This is a genomic window from Anaerolineaceae bacterium oral taxon 439 (assembly GCA_001717545.1).
Lineage (GTDB): Bacteria > Chloroflexota > Anaerolineae > Anaerolineales > Anaerolineaceae > Flexilinea.
The window spans coordinates 1474624-1493286 of sequence record CP017039.1 but is presented as its reverse complement, the minus strand read 5'-3'; the positions used below and the strand labels follow the sequence as shown (position 1 = coordinate 1493286).

Genomic DNA, 18663 nt, shown 5'->3' with positions numbered 1-18663 from the left:
AAGCGGTCTTCAAGGAACCAGCATCAGTTTAAAATCTTTTCCCGGCGCGGTCCCCGGAATCCGCCGCGTCGTGACCTCGGGATACTGCGTCCGGATCAGCGCCTCGCTTTCCGTGTCGTCATCCTTAATCACGAATAACAGCGGACGGTCGCCTCCGCCAACGGTCCCGATCCGTTCCCGCGGCAACGCGAAATCGCGCTCCGGAAAACCGCCGGTAATCCCGACCAGCCGCGTATCGACCCAATGCGGATAGGGGATAACGAACGCGTTCGCCTGATCGCCGATCGATCCGTCAAAGCCGCGAAGCGCCGCGCCGATCTGCTTCGTGTTCCAGGCGTTGTTCGTATAAATCCGCTGCCAACTCGTAAATACCAACGCCCTATTCGCGTTCGCGATCCCAACCAGCAGTAAAAAGCAAACCGCCAGCGCCGCCGCCATCCGCACGGGCCGCGATCGCGTCGCACGGATCAACCTCAACCCAAACTCGAATAGCCCGACGGCGGCGGCAATCGTCATGGGGATCACCGCCGCTCCGGTCCGGTTCAGCGACGGGTTTTCATCAGGAAACGCAATCGACAATGCCGACGGCAGCAGTAAAATCGGAATCGAAATCAGCAGCGCAATCACTTCAAACTCGCGTTTCCGAACCGCGCGAATCGTCAACGCTCCCAAACCAATAAAGTAAAAAGCAGCCGTGATCAGGTCAAACGCCGGGCGATACGGGATCGAATGGACCCAGATTCGCCCGTTGCTCCAAAACGGCATAATCGCCGCTTTCCACAAATTCGAAGTGAAAACCAGCGCCGCGGAGGCGGACTCTGGAGAAAACGTCGGATCCAACCGCGAAAAAGCCCGGTACCAGACCAGCTCCGGCGACGTCATCGCGATATTCGCCAACGGCAGAGCGCCCAGCAGCGCGAACCAGAAAAATAGCCCTATCCGCCGCAGCGTCTCCACCCGCGCTCCGGCCCGATCCCGGATCAGCGCGATCGCGAACAGGACCAGCACCAGAAACGGGACGATCCGGTACGCGCTGTAACCCTGAAGACCGACGCCCATCAGCAGCCCGCCAAGCGCGAACGGCCATTTCCTCCGCGATTCAAGCCCATCGAACAGAAAATAGATCACCGGCGCCGCGAACATCGGATAAAACGCAAATCGCAGCGCGACGCGAGACAGAACGTTCGGCCAATACCCAACGCCGCAGATCAGCATCGCGATCAGGCCGACCCAACGGCCGCTCAGACGTTTCCCAAGCAGGTACACAAACGGCAGCACCGTCATGCCCGCGATCGCCGTTCCAATTTTCAGGCTCAGGAAGCTGACGCCGGTTCCGAAAAGCCGGATCATCAGCGCCGTCCAATAGAATTGGAAAGCTTCCCGCCCGGTATTGCGGATAAAGAAAATCGCGTTCTGTCCATTGAGAACGTCCATCACGTCATACAGCTTCTCTGCGTGATCGCTGAACATGTCCGTCGGCACGGTCGAAAGCTGATAAAACCGGAACCAGCCCGAGACCGCAAATACGAAAAGACAGGCGATCGTCCACGGCTCAATCGTCAGCCGCAACGGATTCAGCCTCCCGAGGAAGGACCTGGCGCCGGCCGCGAACCGCTTCCAGTCCGGCGCTCCAAAAAACGCGGCGAGCGAAACGAGCACTGCGCCAATCCATACAGAGACGTTCAGGAAATTAAACCGATTCGATCCAAAAAGAACGAACGCCAGAGCAGTAACCGCGAACGCCAAAGCGGAACGCAGCCAGGGAACCGAACCGCACAGCTCACGGTCTGGATCATCATCGCGGGCGGCGGCGCCTTCGGACGCAGACGGGACTTCCGGATCGTCGGAACTCACGATTCCTGCGCTCGTTTCGTCCAACATGTCAGCCTCTTCCGCGACAAGCGAGCGAAGCGAACGAAATGAGCGAAGCGATCGCTCATGCAGCGCAAGCAGGAACGCCCCCAGGATCAGGCTTATCGAGGCTAAGCCGTAAAGGATCGCCGCCAGCGCGCCATTCCGGAACGGCCCCGTTATTTCGGGTTCCAACAGGAGCTGCGCCATGAAAGCGAGCGCAACCGCGAGGAAGAAAGACCACCGTTCGAGCGGATACGCCGTCTCAGGACGCCAATCGAAGTTGCGGTCGACCCATGCGCCGAACCTTGCCAACGGCGGGACCGTCTCTCCGGCGCTGTCGTCCGTCGCCGCGGGATCGTGGGGAACGATCTCCCCCGTCGGGAGAATCTCCTTCCCCCAGTTTTCACGTTTCAGCTTAAGCCGAAGATAATCGAGTACGCTGAGTTCTTCCAAAAATTCCCCTTCGCCTATACGCAATTACGCTTTCTTCCGCGCGATATAAAACGTGTAAGAACCGGCTTCCTGTTCCCACGGTTCTTCATAGTACTTCCGGCAAAGCTTTTCGATCGGAGCCAGCGCCGTTCGATTCGGGAACAGGATCCATTTCCCGAACAGCTTCCGCGTAATCAGCGACGGCAACCCGAAATAATGCCCCCATTCGAGGACATGGAACGCCTTCGGAGAAAAATAATGCCAGTGCCTGACAAGTTCAAACCCGTTATCCGTCAGCCGCTTTTTCCAGACGTCCGGCGCATCGCAGTGATAATGACGCGAAATCCGGTTGAAAAAAGCGCGGTACAGATTCCCCAACGGCTTCAGGTAAATCCGATCCAGAAAATTCGAGACGGACAAGTTCCCCAGAAACTGATGATTCGGGACGCAGAAAACAAACAGCCCGCCCGGTTTAATCACGCGCGATATCTCGGTAATAACCGGATCGAGATCCGGAATATGCTCCAGAACGGAGTTACTGATAACCGTTTCGAACGTTTCGTCCGGGAACGGGATCTCCGCGCCCGCGGATTCGAGCGTCTGATCATAAACGCCGCGCGCCGTCGCCTCGGCTAACGGACCTTTCCAGGGGTCGATCCCCACGTCGATTTTCTGCGCGAACGTCCGCGCCGCGAAATGACCGTCGCCGCAGCCGACGTCCAGCACAGGCCGTTTCAGCGTTAAATCCTGATAAAACTTCGACTCAACCGCGCGCAGCAGCCCGCGAAAATAGGGCAGCTCGCTGATCTGTGTCCACAGAAAATCGCTGTCTTTTATCGTCGTTACGTTTGTACTATTCGATTCCATTTTCCTTCAGCATTTCCTCATACTTCGCCGCGACAGCCTCCGGCCGGTAAAAATCCCGGATTTCAGCGGTTTTATCGCGATAATCTCTCTTTTCGCCCAGGACGTCGAGGATCTTCGCCGCCAAATCTTCGCCGCTCCCGATTTCGCAGATTCTGCCCATGCCATGCCGCGTTACCGGAACGCGAATTCCGGGTAAATTCGAAGCCACCACCGGCTTCCCGTTCATCATCGCCTCAATCTGCACCAGGCCGAACGAGTCCGTCCGGTTCAACGACGGCATCGTCAGTAAATCGATCATGCGGTAGAACTTCGCCATTCCGTCCGGCGAAAGCGACCCCAGAAAGCGCCAATGATCCGCGCGGATCATCGCGTCGAACCGCGCCTTCAGCCGCAGGTAATACGGACGTTCGCCTAAAACGTTATCGTACGGACCAGCGAAGTAAACGCAGGCGTTCGGATATTTTTCAAGGATCGCCGGAAGCGCGTCCAGCAGAATTTCCGCGCCTTTATCCTCCGCCAACCGGCAGGCCATTCCGATCACCGGCCGGAACCCGTCCGGATTAACCGCCGCGATAAAACGGTCAACGCCCTCGTCGCTCACGGCGGGAAGCTCGACCGGCGGCTGAATAATCGCCTGCTTCGGCTTGAATTCAGGAAGGAAGAACGAATAGGCGGCGTAATCCTCGGTATAAGCGACGACTTTATCCGCGAACCGCCCCGCCATCCGGTTCATCCATAATACCGCGCGGTTCGCCAACCCGTTTACCCATCCGGACGGCATCACCAGGTCGCAATGATACGTCAGGACCGAAAACGTCTTTTTCAGCCTGGCGGCGAACGCGACCCAGGCCGCGTCGAACTGCGGCAGGTGGATATTGACGACGTCGAACTCGCCCATATGCTTCAGCGCATAAGCCCAAAACGCCGGCATAACCGCGCCCTTACTGATCCTCAGCCAGATCGGGCAGCGGACAATTTTAACCCCGTCGACGAATTCTTCACGCGGAAGCGAAGGATCATGACGCGAGGTAAGGACAGTTACCTCATGTCCCCGCCGTGCCCACGCCTTGGCGATCCGCTCGGCGTATATCGTCAGCCCGCTGACGTACGGGCTGAAATAAGTTACCGCTACAAGAATCTTCACGAAAATAAGCCCTTATTCTCCGAAGCCCAGCGCCAGACCATTTCAATCCCGTCGCGCACGCTGATTTCCGGCGCCCAGCCGAGAACGTCCTTTGCCTTATGGATATCGGAAACGTAGATGACCTGATCGCCCGGACGCCAGTCGCTGTAGCGGACGTCGACCGGCTTTCCAGCTAATTCCTCCAGCAGCGGACCAAACTCCTTCCAAACCGAAATAACGCGTTTAGAGCCCCCGCCAATATTGAAAATCTGCCCGGCGGATTTCTCCGGCTGCTCGACGGCCGCATGGTAAACGCGGATCAGGTCGTCGATATACAGCAGGTCCCGGACCTGCTTCCCGTCGCCGTAAATCGTCAGCGGCTTATTCGTCAGCACGGCGATAATGAACCAGGAAACCCAGCCCTGATCCTCGATCCCGAACTGGCGAGTTCCGTAGATCGCGCTCTGCCGGAATACGACGGTCGGAATTCCGTAAATCCGTGCGTAATCGCGCATGTACTGATCCCCCGCCCCCTTGGAGCATCCATAAGGCGAATGAAAATCGAGCGGCTGGGCCTCTGTAATTCCCTCCGGATAATCCAGATACCGGTAGCGGGTCTTCCCGACCGAGACGCGAACGTCTTCCATTCCGCCGTAAACTTTATTCGTCGACGTGTAAAGGACGGTCGGCTGCGTTCCGGATTTTCGGACCGCTTCGAGAACGTTGAACGTCCCAAGCGCGTTGATTTCGAAATCCTCGCGCGGATTGACGACCGACGTCGTAACCGCGACCTGCGCCGCGAAATGCGCGACAACGTCCGGCTTCCCGATTTCTTTTTCGAGTTTATCCGCGTCGCGTACGTCGCCGACGATGAGCCGGAACGCGTCCGCTCCGAATTCGCGATTCAGCCAGTCAATATTATACGAAACGCCCGGCCGCGATAAATTATCGTAGATCGTGACCTCGTCGCCCCTGCGGATCAGGTCGGCGACATAATTCGACCCGATAAATCCGGCCCCGCCGGTTACAAATACCTTTTTACTGCTCACCGCTGTCCTCCTCCTCGCCGGATAAGCGAGTTTCGCGTAAACGCCTGAAAATTAACGAGAACCGCTGACCCTGAACGATAAACCCGATCAGTCCGAGAACGATCGGCGTCAGGATCGCGATCGAATGATTAAACAACGCAAAAGCCAGCGCCGGCGACGTTTCAATATCGAAAAGCCCCAGCGCGAAAACCGTCGCGCCTTCGATGACCCCGATTCCCGCCGGCGCGGACGGAATCGCCCCGCCGAACGCGGAAAACCCCTGAATAAAGAACGTCGACCAGACGGGCAGTTCAGGGAAGAACCCCATCAGCGCCGCATACATCGACCCAAACCAGAATACCCAGGTAGCCAGGATCCAAAACAGCCATGCGAAAAACTTCCGCGGCTCCGCCAGAACTTCCAACCCGCGGAAGACCGAACGCAGGATACCCGTCAGCGCGCGGCCGACTTTAGACTCGGGCTTCAGGAACCGCCCGAGCCACGCAAAGAAACGCGCCTGGTTCCTGAGCAGCGCGAAAAGCAGGACCAGACCGCCCGCGATCAACCCGACCAGGACGAGATAAAAAACCGGCGAAATCGCCGCACCGCTGACCAGCGGAACGCTGACGATCAGGAAAACCGCGGTCACCAGCAAGTCAAAAAGCCGTTCCAGAACGATCGTCGAAAAGACCGAAACCGGATTCCGACCGATCAGCCCGCCCATGATCACGGCGCGCCCGACCTCGCCCAGCCGTAGCGGCATCAGGTTCAGCAGGTACCCTTCCGAAATCGTCCAGAAACACTGCGCCCAGCTCGGACGCATGTCCAACGCAATCCGCCAGGCCGCGGCCCGAAGCATGAACGCAATAGTCTGCAGCGCGAATAACGCCGCGGCCAACGACGGCGGAACCGCCGCGAACGCGCGGACCAGGCTCTCCCAGTCCACGATCCAGACCAGAAAGACGACGAGAACGACGCTGATAACGATTCCGGGCGCCGTCTCCCATAAAACCGACCGTTCTTTTTTCGGTTCGTTCAGGTTCATATCCAATTCACCAGCTAATCTTCGCCCAGGCGCAGCACGGCCATAAACGCCTCCTGCGGAATTTCGACCGACCCGACCATCTTCATCCGCCGTTTCCCGCGCTTCTGCTTATCGAGGAGCTTTTTCTTCCGTGTAATATCCCCGCCGTAACATTTCGCCAATACGTCTTTCCGCAGCGCCTTGACGTTCGCGCGCGAAATGATTCGTCCTGACGAACTCGCCTGGATCGCGACGTCATACATCTGACGCGGAATCAGCTCTTTCAGCTTCGTGACCAGCCGTTGGCCCTTATGATACGCGTCATCCTTATGGACGATCGTCGCCAGCGCGTCGACCGGCTCCCCGCCGACGAGAACTTCAACCTTGACAAGGTTCCCGGCGCGATAATCGGCGACATGATAATCCATCGAGGCGTAGCCGCGCGTCCGCGATTTGAGCTCGTCGAAAAAGTCGACGATCAGCTCCGCCAACGGAATCTCATACTCCAGAACGACGCGATCGCCCGCCGGATACGCTTCGTCAATATAAATCCCGCGCCGCCGCCGGACGAGATCCATAATCGTCCCATAGAACTCGGTCGGCGAAAATACCTGAAGCTTCATCCACGGTTCAAGAATCTCAGAAATATACTGCTCGTCAGGCAGTTTAACCGGCGAATCGACTTCGATCTTTGTCCCGTCGTTCAGGATGACCTCGTATTCAACCGACGGAGCGGTCACGACAATATCCAGATCATATTCCCGCTCAAGCCGTTCCTGAATAATCTCCATATGGAACAGGCCTAAAAAACCGCAGCGGAACCCGAAATTCAGCGCCTGCGACGTTTCCGGCTGATAATCGAGCGACGCATCGTTCAGCTGAAGCTTTTCCAGCGATTCGCGCAAATCGTCGTAATCTTCGCCGTCGACGGGATAAATCCCCGCAAAGACCATCGATTTCGCCTTCTGGTACCCGGGGAGCATCTCCGACGCCGGGCTCAGCGCGGAAGTCACCGTATCCCCAACGCGGCACTCACGAACCGTTTTCAGCCCTGTCGCGATATAACCGACTTCGCCAGCCCCGAGCGAGTCGACCGGCTTCATCGCCGGCGAAAATATACCGATTTCAACCGGTTTCAAATCCACCCCGGTCGCCATCAGCCGTAGCGCCTTATCCCGGTCGATCCGCCCCTCGCGGACGCGGACGTATGCGACGACGCCTTTAAAAGAATCATACTCCGAATCGAAAATCAGCGCCCGAAGCGGCCGCTCGTCCGAACCGGCCGGCGGCGGGATGAGCTTGACGACCTGTTCCAGGACAAAGCCGATATTCAACCCTTCCTTCGCCGAAATCCGCGGGATGTTCCCCGGGGCGATCCCGGTCAGCTCGGAAACGTCCTTCGCGACCTGATCCGGATCCGCCGAAGGGAGATCGATTTTATTGATCACCGGAATAATAACCAAGTCCGATTCCAGCGCCAGATATAAATTCGCGAGCGTCTGCGCTTCGATCCCCTGCGTCGCGTCGACAACGAGCAGCGCCCCTTCGCAGGCGGCCAACGCCCGGCTGACTTCATAATTAAAGTCGACATGCCCCGGAGTATCGATCAGGTTCAGCTCATACGTTTTCCCGTCCAACGCGGTATAGTTCATCCGGACGGCGGAAGCCTTGATCGTGACCCCTTTTTCGCGTTCGAGGTCCATCGAGTCCAAAACCTGCGCCATCATCTCCCGCTCGGAGATCGTACCCGTCTGCTGGAGAAGGCGATCGGCCAGCGTCGATTTGCCATGGTCGACATGCGCAATAATACAAAAATTCCGAATTAAATCTTTCATCGCAACATAAAAGTATATCATTGAACGCGTTGGCAGCCGTAAAATCGGGAACCCATGACCCGCCTGCGGGAGCTCTCAATTTCACAGCTGAAAGGCTTACCATCTGATCAGGTTCTTATTTTTCAAATAAGTCGCTGTAGTGTTCCCGTATGAAATAAAGTCAGAACCAGAACCTCCGCTTCGATACGATAAATCAGAAGCCAATCAGAAGAAACATGACACTCGCAATATCCTTTCCAATTGCCCATCAAATCATGATCCTTGCAACGCTTCGGAAGAACCTTTCTCACTGCCAACTTCATTGCACTTCATTTGCACGAAGCAATCAACACATTACACGATGATCAGCCTTTTTATTCCGAAATACAAAACGAAAACCGTCATTTCAAGATCAGGCGATTGGAAAGATCAGCGCCCCGCACTGCTATGCCCGAACCTTTTCATGACGCGGTCAATTTTCGAAAATGTCATAAGTTTTCCGGCGCTTCTTGGATTTACCATGGTAAAGCGCTAAAATAACCTCATCAAACAGAACCAGAAGGAGAAAGTGCCATGAAAAAGTCCTATTTTATTTTCGTCGTCGCCCTCTTAGCGGCTATCGTTTCATTTTCAGCGGTTTTCGCCGATGGAGAAAAAACGCTCGTCGTCGGCTTTGACCAGAACTTCCCCCCCTACGGCTACGTCGGGAAGGACGGCGAGTTCACCGGGTATGACCTCGATCTCGCCGCCGAAGTCGCGAAACGGCTCGATCTCGAAATCGTTTATCAGCCAATCGACTGGGACGCGAAGGACATGGAGCTCGATTCCGGAACGATCGACCTGATCTGGAACGGGTTCACGATTCAGGGCCGTGAAGACGACTATACCTGGACCGAGCCGTATAAGGAAGCCGGCCAGATCGTCTTAGTCGCCGCCAAATCCGGAATCGTCGACCTGAAAGATTTAAGCGGGAAAGTCGTCTCGGTTCAGACAGACTCCGCCGGTCTGGCCGCGCTCGAGGACGAAGCCAACGCCGAGCTGACCGCTTCGTTCAAGGAGCTCACAATCGTCCCGGATTACAATCAGGCGTTCATGGATCTTGAGGCCGGCGCGGTCGACGCGATCGTCATGGACGTCGACGTCGCCCTCTTCCAGATCAAAGGGAAAGACGACGACTATCGGATCCTCGATGAATACATTCAAAAAGAAGACTACGCCGTCGGTTTCAAGCTCGGGAACGAGGAACTCCGCGACAAGGTCCAGGAAGCGTTAAACGAGATGGCGAAGGAGGGCTTTATTTCCGAGCTGTCGGATAAATATTTCAGCTACGATTCCTGCGCCCTGGCGGCCTGTGAAAAGAGCGCTGAGTAAACATTCACGGATCCGTTCGGTTATATAATATGGGCGGCTGGGACCGGAGCCGGGGAAAGACCCGGTCCCGCCGTTCTAAAACGGACGAAGCGAACAAACAAGGCGGAGCAAACGAATGACCCCTGGACTGATGATCCTGAAACTGAGCGAAGGAATGACGACGTCGTTCTTCATTTTTTCGCTGACGCTGGTCTTCTCCCTCCCGTTGGGGCTGGGCGTCGCGCTGATCCGGATGAGCCCGAATCACGTCCTGAGATCGCTGACGCGCGGCTATATCTCGGTCATGCGCGGAACGCCCCTGATGCTCCAGCTGCTCGTCGTATATTTCAGCCCTTACTATCTCCTCCGGATCAGGCTTTCTCCGGATTACCGCTTCTGGGCGGTGATTATCGCGTTCGTCCTGAATTACGCCGCCTACTTCGCCGAAATCTATCGCGGCGGAATCGAGTCGGTCCCGCGGGGCCAGCGCGAAGCGGCGGAAATTCTTGGCTATACAAAGTCGCAGGCGTTCCTGCGGATCATCCTGCCGCAAGTCGTGAAAACGATCCTGCCCTCCGTTACCAACGAAATTATCACGTTGATTAAAGATACATCGATCGCGTTTGCGATCGCGGTCAGCGAAATGTTCACCGTTGCGAAGGCAATCGCGTCGTCTGAAAAGACAATGTTGTCCTACGCGATCGCCGGACTTTTCTACTACGTTTTCAATTTTATTGTAGCGGCCGTTATGGAACGGCTTGAAAAGAAGCTGAATTTTATCCGATAAGCCCTGAGAAAAATTGGAAAGACCGACGCATGCCCATCTTTCAAATCACCAACGCATGGAAAACCTTTGATACCTGCGCCGACGTGCTGCGCGGGATCAGCCTGTCCGTCGAAAGCGGCGAAGTCGTTTCGATTATCGGCCCTTCGGGATCGGGAAAATCGACGCTGCTGCGCTGCGCGACGCTGCTGGAGCGGCTGAACGCGGGCGAAATCGCGTACGATTCGCGCGTGATCGCGAAAAACGACGTCTCTGGAAAGACGGTTTACGAAAGCGAGGACACGCTGCGGAGCTGCCGCCGGAAATTCGGCCTCGTCTTCCAGAATTTCAACCTCTTTCCGCATTTTACCGTTCTGCGCAATATCACAGACGCGCCGATCTGCGTCGGGGGACGGACGAAAAAAGACGCCGAAGCCGAAGCCATGGCGCTGCTGAACAAGATGGGGCTCAGCGATAAGAAAGACGCGTTCCCCTACCAGCTCTCCGGCGGCCAGCAGCAGCGCGTCTCAATCGCGCGGGCGTTGGCAATGAATCCTGAGATCCTCTTTTTCGACGAACCCACCTCCGCTCTGGACCCTGAACTGACCGGTGAAATCCTGAAAGTCATTCGATCGCTTGCCGATGAAAAAATGACGATGGTGATCGTGACGCATGAAATCGAATTCGCGAAGGTCGTTTCCGACCGCGTCGTTTTCATGGATGGAGGCGTTATAATTGAAGAGGGAATGGCGGACCTGATCGCCAACCCGAATAACGAACGAACCAAAGCGTTCCTGCAGAAATTGCAGCGCTGAGAGATTCAGGCGAAGGAACAATGAACAAGCCTATGCATGATCAATCTGATGCGATCAACAATCTTTGCGACGCAATTCTGTCGCTGAAAGACCGGGAGGAATGTTTACGCTTTTTTGATGATCTCTGTACGCGTAAAGAGCTGCAATCCATTGCGCAGCGGTTCGAAGTCGCGAAGCTGCTCGCGGAAGGCAAAAAATTTAACGAAATCGTTCAGCAGACCGGCGCGTCGACCGCGACGATCGCCCGCGTGAACCGTTCGCTCATGTATGGCGCGAAAGGGTATCAGGTCGTTTTCGACCGAGCCGAAGCGTCAGAATCCTGAATCCGCCTCCCAGCACCTGCGCATCGCCTCGCGAATCAGCCTCCCCCTGTCAACCGTCCGCGCTTTCGTCGTCAGCCGCATGAAAAATTCCGTATTTCCCTTCGGTCCCTTCAGCGGCGAACGGACCAATCCGCCTACGCCCCAGCCGCTCTCCGTCGCGAACGCCAGAATCTCGTCGAGAACGCGCCGATGAATCGCCGGATCGCGAATAACCCCCGCCCCACGCGCCGCCTCTTCCCGTCCGGCTTCGAACTGCGGCTTGATCAGCGCTAAAACCATTCCGTCTCCATCCCCGAACCACTCCCGAATCACGGGCAGCATGATCTTCAAAGAAATAAACGACGCGTCGACAACCGCCAGCTGGACCGGCTCCGGAAACCCCTTAACCTCGCGCGCGTTCGTCTTCTCCATCACGACGACCCGATCGTCCTGCCGAAGCTTCCAATGCAGCAGTCCATAACCAACGTCAATCGCGTAAACCTTCGCCGCGCCATGCTGCAGCAGGCAGTCGGTAAACCCGCCGGTAGACGAACCGACGTCGACGCAGGTCAGCCCGCTTAAATCGTCCAGCTGGAACGCTTCCAACGCCCCCGCCATTTTTTCTCCGCCGCGCGATACGAACCGCGGCCCGCGGTCGACCGTGACTTCATCGGTTTCGGTTACCGGAACCGACGGCTTAATGATCATGTTCCCATTGACGCGGACTTCCCCGGCCATGATAATCTTCTGCGCGGCGGTACGGCTCTCCGCCAACCCGCGTTCAACCAGAATTAAATCCAGGCGCTTCTTTTCCATATCGTGTCCAGTCCTGATAAGTCTTATTTCGGCCGATTTCAAGCCGCATCGGCTCAAACGATTATAATCTGGATATGACGGTTATTAAACCATATCTGAAATTGATTCGTCCGAAACAATGGGCAAAGAACGTTTTCATCTTCATTCCCCTCGTCTTCGACGGACAACTTCGCCTGAAGAGTTCTTTCCTGAAAACGCTCGCCGGCTTCGCCTTGCTCTGCGCGCTGTACGCAGCAACGTACATCTTCAACGACCTGAACGATCTTGAAGCCGACCGGGCGCACCCGAAAAAGAAAAACCGGCCGCTCGCTAACGGCGAGGTTCCGCCCGTCAACGCCATTATCCTTGCCCTCGCGCTGACGGCAGTCTCGCTCTGCCTCGGATTCCAGCTCTCGCTCGGCTTTTTCCAAGCCGAACTGGCAATTATCACGATCAACATCATCTACACGAAATTTCTCAAGAATGAGGTCATCGTCGATGTCATCCTGATCGGCTGTTTATTTATCCTGCGCGTCATCGCCGGATTATCGCTGATCAGCGTTAAGGTTTTCTCGCCCTGGCTTTACCTGATGACGTTCATGATCGCTCTTTTCCTGGGGTTCGGGAAACGCCGGAGCGAGATGATCCGGACGGATATCGAGAAGGACGTCGTCCGTCCTGCGCTCTCGCGGTACAGCGTTACCCTGCTGGATCAGCTGATCACGATCGTTTCGTCGATTACGATCCTGTCCTATTCGCTGTACACGTTCTCAGGCCCGACGCTCCCCGGGAACAACCTGATGATGCTGACGATTCCAGTCGTCGTCTACGGGATCTTCCGCTATCAGTACCTGATCTATCAGGAGAACGAAGGCGACGCTCCGGAAGAAATCCTGCTTTCCGACCGTCCGTTTCAGGCGACGCTCCTGATCTACGCCGCAATCGTTGTTTACGCGCTGTATTTTCATGGATAAAAACCGCCTTACCCAATTCGCCTCCGCGCCGGCGAAAACGATTCTCTTCGGGGAACATGCCGTCGTCTATGGGCAGCCTGGAATCGCGATCCCGCTTCCCGCGCTGCGCGCGTTCGCCGCGCTGATCGACGGTCCTGAAAACCCCGGGTTCCGGATCGTTTCCAGATCGATCGGCTTGGACTCGCCGCCGGACGCGCTCCCGGAAACGCATCCGCAGCGAAAGCTTTTAGAACTGCTCTGCCTGCGGTTCGGGAAAAGCCTCCCACGGAACGGCCGGCTTGAAATCGAGTCTTCAATTCCGGTCGCGGCCGGATTAGGCTCCGGCGCGGCGGTTTCCGTCGCGATCATCCGCGCCTTTGCGCGGAGATTCGGACTGTCGCCGGACGAGGCGGAGGTATCGGCGATCGCGTTCGAAATTGAAAAGATCTATCATGGCGCACCCTCCGGGATCGACAATACGGTGATCGCCTATGAGCAGTCGATTTTCTTTACCCGCGGCCAGCCCGTCCGCCCGATCCGCTCGAACGGACAGCTGCCGATCCTGATCGCGGATACCGGGATTAAGGCCAGTACGATCGACATCGTTACAGGCGTTCGCCGGGACTATCCGCGGAATAAACCGATCATCGACGCAATCGGATCAATCTCCAAACGCGCCGCAGCCGCCCTCCACAAGAATCGGATCGACGAAATCGGAGCGTTGATGAACGAGAATCAGCGGCTCCTGCAGGAGCTGAACGTATCCTGCGCCGAACTTGACCGGTTCCTCGCGATCGCGCGCGGCGCCGGAGCAATTGGCGCAAAACTGACCGGCGCGGGGCGCGGGGGCAATTTCGTCGTATTAGCGCGTAACGACACCGAAAAGAAAACGATTGCCGAAGAGCTCACGCGCGCAGGGGCCATCATCCGCCTATGATCCAGCTGCTGAAACTGGGGGGCTCCCTGATTACCGAGAAAGCGAAAGCGAAAACGCTGCGCCGTGAAACGCTCAGCCGGATTGCGCTTGAAATCGCCGCCTGCCGCCGGAACGCCGGAACGGACTGCCGGCTGATCCTCGGTCATGGCTCCGGATCGTTCGGTCATATTCCAGCCAAAAAATACCAGACCCGGTCCGGCGTTCACAGCGTCGAAGAATGGCGCGGCTTCGCCGAGGTGCATTCAGACGCGACGGCGCTGAACCGCCTCGTCCTGGACGCGCTGCGCGAGGTTGGGCTCCCGGTTCTCTCGTTTACCGCAATGGACGGGATCCGCTGCACCGACGGGAGAATCGTCGAATGGGATCTGGGGCCATTAATTCGCGCGTTCGACAACGGGCTGATCCCGCTCGTCTTCGGCGATACAGCTTTCGATTCTGTCCGCGGCGGAACGATCGTTTCGACAGAAGACCTTTTCGGCGCGATACTCGAACGACTCCAGGAACCGTCGCGCGTCCTTCTGGCCGGAATCGAAGATGGAATATATTCGGACTTTCCAATCCGGGAAAAACCGATCCGCGAAATTTCCCTTCCGCTTAATCAGGATTACGAATTACAATATGTAAAAGAATCGATTTATCCCGACGTAACCGGAGGCATGAAGTCAAAAATCGACGCTGTCGCCGGTTTTCTCCGCAGCGGAACCGTGAAAGAAGCCCTGATTTTTTCCGGGGACAAGCCGGGGGCAATCGAACGGGCCCTGTCGGGTGAGCGGGCCGGAACGATCATAACCGCTGCCTGAGATTGACGAACGCCGGAACCAGCATGAATAAGGAGGAATTAAGATGAACTACGCATCCGCACTCGCATTTCGCCGCCGCGAAGAAATCACAGTCGCGCCATACGGCTTCCGATCAAAAGACACAAAAGGTCGGAAGCATTTTGAAAATGAGCATGAGTTTCGCAGCCCGTTCCAACGCGATAAAGACCGCATCATCCACACCACATCGTTCCGAAGGCTTGAATATAAAACGCAGGTTTTCGTCAACGACGAGGGCGATTATTACCGGACGCGCCTGACGCATACGCTCGAAGTCGCGCAGATCGGCCGGACGCTCGCGCGCGCCCTCGGCGCAAACGAGGACCTGGTCGAATCGATCTGTCTGGCGCATGATCTCGGTCATCCGCCGTTCGGCCACGCGGGCGAAGCTACGCTGGCGAACCTCATGATCGATTTCGGCTCATTCGATCATAACGAACAGACGCTCCGGATCGTTACCTTCCTCGAACGCCGATATGAGGCATTCCCGGGCCTGAATCTCTGCTACGAGACGCTCGAAGGAATCGCGAAGCATGAGACCGAGTACGATAAAGCCGCAATCGCTGAATACTCGCCCGACCTGCGCGGCGGACTCGAAGCGCAGATCGCAAACGCCGCGGACGAAATCGCCTACTCAGCGCACGACCTCGACGACGGGCTCCGATCCGGTATTCTGTCGCCGGATCAGTGCCGCGATCTGCTGATCTGGCGGGAGCTGGTCAACCAGGTCGGCTGGGTCGGTCCGGAGTTTACCGATCTCGACCGGCATCGCCTCATCAACGCACTGACGAATAATATCGTTTCTGACGTTTTTTACTCGACCGAATCGAGAATTAAAGAAGCCCATATCCAATCAGTAGACGAGTTACAGAGACTGCCTTATAATGTAATCTGTAACAGCGAAACGCAGCGGCTTCAGAACCGGGAACTGAAGGACTTCCTGTTCGCAAATTTTTACCGTCATTACCGGGTCATGCGCATGTCACATAAGGCGGAACAGATGATCACCCGGCTTTTCCAGACGTTTCAAAAAGAACCGCGCCTGCTGCCGACGCATATCCAGAAGAATATCGAAGAAAGAGGACTTGAACGAACGATTTGCGACTATATCGCCGGAATGACCGATCGCTACGCCTTAAGTCAGGTTCGAAAACTGTTCGATCCTTCGTTTATTCCATAACGCAAGCAAGAGGAGAGACGTATCATGACGCAGGAGCCAACTTATTTAACTTATCAAGGTCAGCAGGATCTGCAGGCGGAATTAGACGATTTAACGAATAATCGTCGTCCCGCGATCGCGAAGCGGCTGCGTTTCGCGATCGAACAGGGCGACCTTTCAGAAAACGCGGATTACACCGCAGCCAAAGAAGAACAAGCCTTCACCGAAGGGCGGATCCGTGAACTCGAAACGCTTCTCGGGAACGTCGTTTTGATCGACGACGTTCAGCGCGAAAAAGGCGCGGTCAATATCGGCTCGACCGTCCTGATCGCCGAGGACGGGGAAGACCCGGAGGAATACCGGATTGTCGGCTCACAGGAATCCGACCCTGCTCAGGGGAAGATCTCTTTCCGTTCGCCGATCGGCGCCGCGCTCTTCGGAAAGAAAGTCGGGGACGTTGTCACTGCTCAGGCGCCAAACGGAGAAATCAAATTCAAGATTCTTGAAATCCGCGAAAGCTAAACCACTTCTTTTCAAGATTAAAAAAATAAAATCGCCCTCCGACGCCGGACGTAAAGCCTGACAATCGGAGGGCGCATCGTTTCCCCGCGTCACTATGATTTCAAGGCTGTTTCCTACCGACGGACGACCTCCACGTCGAACACGACGCGGTCAAAATAACTTTTCGGATCGGACGATTCGGTTCCATAAACAATTTCCAGAATCGTCAGCGTCATTTTCAATGCAAACGTTTCGATCACGTACGACTGTCCAACCTCCATCAAGCCGTACTGCCCCTTGTTTTTCAGCCGCTCTAACATCTCCGGCTGCTGATAGGCGTATTCGCTCAACATGAAAAACGTCGGCGTCATCGTATCCTGACGATCAAAAAGCCACGCCTCGAACGCAGTAACCGCCTTGGGTTCGGTCGAGTTTATCGTCTCCGCGATTCCAATCCCGCATTCGCCGATAAACTCATCGTCCATTTCATCAATCGAAAACGTCTCATCAAACAAATCGTCGCCCAACCGATAGACCGCTTTATAGTGCACCAGCGGAAGATTCAGGTTATCCGAGCGCACAACATGGATCGGCTCCGGAACGGACTCTGGGAGGCTTTCGCCGCCGTCATGCTGAAGCGAATCGTCCTCCGAACCGACCGACGGCGCCGGCTCCACCGGATCAGACTTCGCTTCCAGCGCTGGTTCGCGCCCATCCGCAGCTCCGCTCTCACGATTTTCAAGCTTAAATTCAATCGCGTCGATCGCCTGCGCTCCGGCAGCCGGCGAATCTTCCCAGGGCGGGAGCTCCTCGCCCCTCCCAACCTCGCGCTGCATATCCGCTGCGAACGGTTCAGCTTCATCGCCGCTGCCTGCGTCTTCCAGGAAATCGTCGTTCGGAACATCGCTGTCCTGGTTGTCATCGTCGGCTATCTGATCATCGATCATAGCATCGTTACAGGCAGGGCTGAACCCGGCGTCCGCTTCGTCGCCCGATTCCGGCTCAGGCTCCGGCACGCCCGCCAAAACCGGACGCGGCGGCTCATAAAACGCGAATGACTCGTGGTCCGGCTTCGAATGGAGCTGATCCGCTGGAAGCCGGTCCTCCGCGTAAAAATCGGGATCGTCGGCCGCAGCAGTCTCCGGTTCGGAGAGCGCCGCTTCTTCGCCCTTCAGGAACTCGGGGATATCCGGGGAAGCGGACGAAGACCCCACGGAGGTCACCGATCCATTGTCTGTCCGGCGCGCCGCACGCCGTTCCTCGCGAACATCCTGAAAAAAAGCTGCCGACGCGCCAGCGGTGGACCTCACAGCCGTCTCAGCCGTCTGGGACGCCAAAGTATCCGTTACATCCGTCAGTTCCGGCATTGCGTCCTCCGGCAGCGACGCCGCAGCAGACCGTGAGCCGCCTCGCGGTGATGGCTCCTCGGCGACGACGGAAGCCGCGTTCTTCACGGGCGGAATGCCCTGCGCTGCCGTGGATGGCGTCGGCGGATAATCCTGAAGTTTAAACGGGTTCTCCCGGTAATTAATCGACGGCGCCTCAGGATCAGGCCGCCGGTCGCCGCGCGGCGCGGACTTCCGATAAAACCGGGAAAAGACTTTTTCCAGCTTCGCTCGCAGCGCGTCCGCCGATGCCTTCCGTTTCGGATCGGTCAGGAACAGGTAAACGAACCCCGCGGCCAGGATCAGCACGAGCAGCGTCAGGATCCAACCGATAACCGAGAATCCGCCGTTCGCCGGACGCGGCGCTGCCGCCGGTTCCGCAGCAATCAGGACGTCGTCTCCCACCGCGCGCGCAAAATTCAAAAGTGTCGCAGGATCGGTCAGCAGATCATTTTTCAAAAGCGTCAGCAGGCCCGGCCCTTCGCTCCCAAGTCGTTCGTAGCGCCAGCGGGCACGCGCACCATCGCCGCTCTGTGCGAATTCGTCGATCGCCAGCCGCAGGTAGTCCTCCTTAAGAATCGTTGCCGCGCTCCCAAATTCAGTCCTCGGGCCGGTCAGGAGCGATCCGATCAGGAACAGGATCCCGACGGCGACCGCCCCGATCAGGGCTCCGGCGATTAACGGCGATTTACGTGCGAAAGATTTGAATGATTCGATCATGCATCCCTCCAATCAGCTCGGCT

Annotated in this window: 17 protein-coding genes; 9 read left to right on the top strand and 8 right to left on the bottom strand. The window is 56.7% G+C overall.

What is annotated here, in order from left to right; translation table 11 throughout:
- Positions 1-9 precede the first annotated feature (9 nt).
- Genes BEQ56_06710 through BEQ56_06685 form a run of 6 tightly spaced genes read right to left on the bottom strand, consistent with a single transcriptional unit; the run spans position 10 to position 8163 of the window.
- Entirely contained in the window at positions 10-2331 is a 2322-nt protein-coding gene (locus tag BEQ56_06710) for a hypothetical protein (GenBank protein AOH43193.1), read from the bottom strand.
- Positions 2332-3153 carry a hypothetical protein gene (locus tag BEQ56_06705; protein ID AOH43192.1) on the bottom strand — a complete coding sequence of 274 codons (822 nt, stop codon included), beginning with the start codon at positions 3151-3153 and terminating at the stop codon, positions 2332-2334.
- Positions 3140-4297 carry a hypothetical protein gene (locus tag BEQ56_06700; GenBank protein AOH43191.1) on the bottom strand — a complete coding sequence of 386 codons (1158 nt, stop codon included), beginning with the start codon at positions 4295-4297 and terminating at the stop codon, positions 3140-3142. Before BEQ56_06700 ends, BEQ56_06705 begins: the two co-directional genes overlap by 14 nt.
- On the bottom strand, positions 4294-5325 hold the full coding sequence (locus tag BEQ56_06695; protein AOH43190.1) for a CDP-paratose 2-epimerase: 1032 nt from the start codon (positions 5323-5325) through the stop codon (positions 4294-4296). Before BEQ56_06695 ends, BEQ56_06700 begins: the two co-directional genes overlap by 4 nt.
- Complete coding sequence (locus BEQ56_06690) at positions 5315-6349, bottom strand: hypothetical protein (GenBank protein ID AOH43189.1); 1035 nt, start codon at positions 6347-6349, stop codon at positions 5315-5317. Before BEQ56_06690 ends, BEQ56_06695 begins: the two co-directional genes overlap by 11 nt.
- Before the next feature lie 14 nt (positions 6350-6363).
- A complete protein-coding gene (locus tag BEQ56_06685; protein ID AOH44444.1) occupies positions 6364-8163 on the bottom strand; it encodes an elongation factor 4 in 1800 nt (599 codons plus the stop codon).
- A gap of 552 nt (positions 8164-8715) precedes the next feature.
- On the opposite strand from BEQ56_06685, the gene BEQ56_06680 reads away from it, so the two are divergent.
- The 4 genes from BEQ56_06680 (at position 8716) to BEQ56_06665 (ending at position 11393) form a co-directional block, all read left to right on the top strand.
- The gene (locus BEQ56_06680; protein AOH43188.1) at positions 8716-9513 is read left to right on the top strand and encodes an ABC transporter substrate-binding protein; all 798 of its coding nucleotides are present in this window, start codon (positions 8716-8718) and stop codon (positions 9511-9513) included.
- A gap of 115 nt (positions 9514-9628) precedes the next feature.
- Positions 9629-10279 carry a polar amino acid ABC transporter permease gene (locus BEQ56_06675; protein AOH43187.1) on the top strand — a complete coding sequence of 217 codons (651 nt, stop codon included), beginning with the start codon at positions 9629-9631 and terminating at the stop codon, positions 10277-10279.
- A gap of 29 nt (positions 10280-10308) precedes the next feature.
- Positions 10309-11070 (top strand): glutamine ABC transporter ATP-binding protein, encoded by a 762-nt coding sequence (gene glnQ, locus BEQ56_06670; GenBank protein AOH43186.1) that lies wholly within the window; start codon positions 10309-10311, stop codon positions 11068-11070.
- A 20-nt stretch (positions 11071-11090) separates the two neighbouring features.
- Positions 11091-11393 (top strand): TrpR YerC/YecD, encoded by a 303-nt coding sequence (locus tag BEQ56_06665; GenBank protein ID AOH43185.1) that lies wholly within the window; start codon positions 11091-11093, stop codon positions 11391-11393.
- On the opposite strand, the gene BEQ56_06660 is transcribed toward BEQ56_06665, so the two are convergent.
- A complete protein-coding gene (locus BEQ56_06660) occupies positions 11382-12188 on the bottom strand; it encodes a hemolysin (protein ID AOH43184.1) in 807 nt (268 codons plus the stop codon). The genes BEQ56_06665 and BEQ56_06660 overlap by 12 nt on opposite strands.
- A gap of 74 nt (positions 12189-12262) precedes the next feature.
- Between BEQ56_06660 and BEQ56_06655 the strand changes: the two genes are divergently transcribed.
- The 5 genes from BEQ56_06655 to BEQ56_06635 are packed head-to-tail and all read left to right on the top strand — an operon-like array spanning position 12263 to position 16556.
- The gene (locus BEQ56_06655; protein ID AOH43183.1) at positions 12263-13141 is read left to right on the top strand and encodes a hypothetical protein; all 879 of its coding nucleotides are present in this window, start codon (positions 12263-12265) and stop codon (positions 13139-13141) included.
- Positions 13134-14057, top strand: coding sequence for a mevalonate kinase (locus BEQ56_06650; GenBank protein AOH44443.1), 924 nt, complete (start codon positions 13134-13136; stop codon positions 14055-14057). Before BEQ56_06655 ends, BEQ56_06650 begins: the two co-directional genes overlap by 8 nt.
- On the top strand, positions 14054-14857 hold the full coding sequence (locus BEQ56_06645) for a hypothetical protein (protein AOH43182.1): 804 nt from the start codon (positions 14054-14056) through the stop codon (positions 14855-14857). The genes BEQ56_06650 and BEQ56_06645 overlap by 4 nt, the downstream gene beginning before the upstream one ends.
- Before the next feature lie 43 nt (positions 14858-14900).
- Positions 14901-16055, top strand: coding sequence for a deoxyguanosinetriphosphate triphosphohydrolase (locus BEQ56_06640; GenBank protein AOH43181.1), 1155 nt, complete (start codon positions 14901-14903; stop codon positions 16053-16055).
- A 24-nt stretch (positions 16056-16079) separates the two neighbouring features.
- On the top strand, positions 16080-16556 hold the full coding sequence (locus BEQ56_06635; protein ID AOH43180.1) for a transcription elongation factor GreA: 477 nt from the start codon (positions 16080-16082) through the stop codon (positions 16554-16556).
- Positions 16557-16669: 113 nt separating this feature from the next.
- Here BEQ56_06635 and BEQ56_06630 read toward each other — a convergent pair whose 3' ends face one another.
- Positions 16670-18640: a hypothetical protein gene (locus BEQ56_06630; protein ID AOH43179.1), complete on the bottom strand. Its 1971-nt coding sequence runs from the start codon at positions 18638-18640 to the stop codon at positions 16670-16672.
- Positions 18641-18663: the final 23 nt, after the last annotated feature.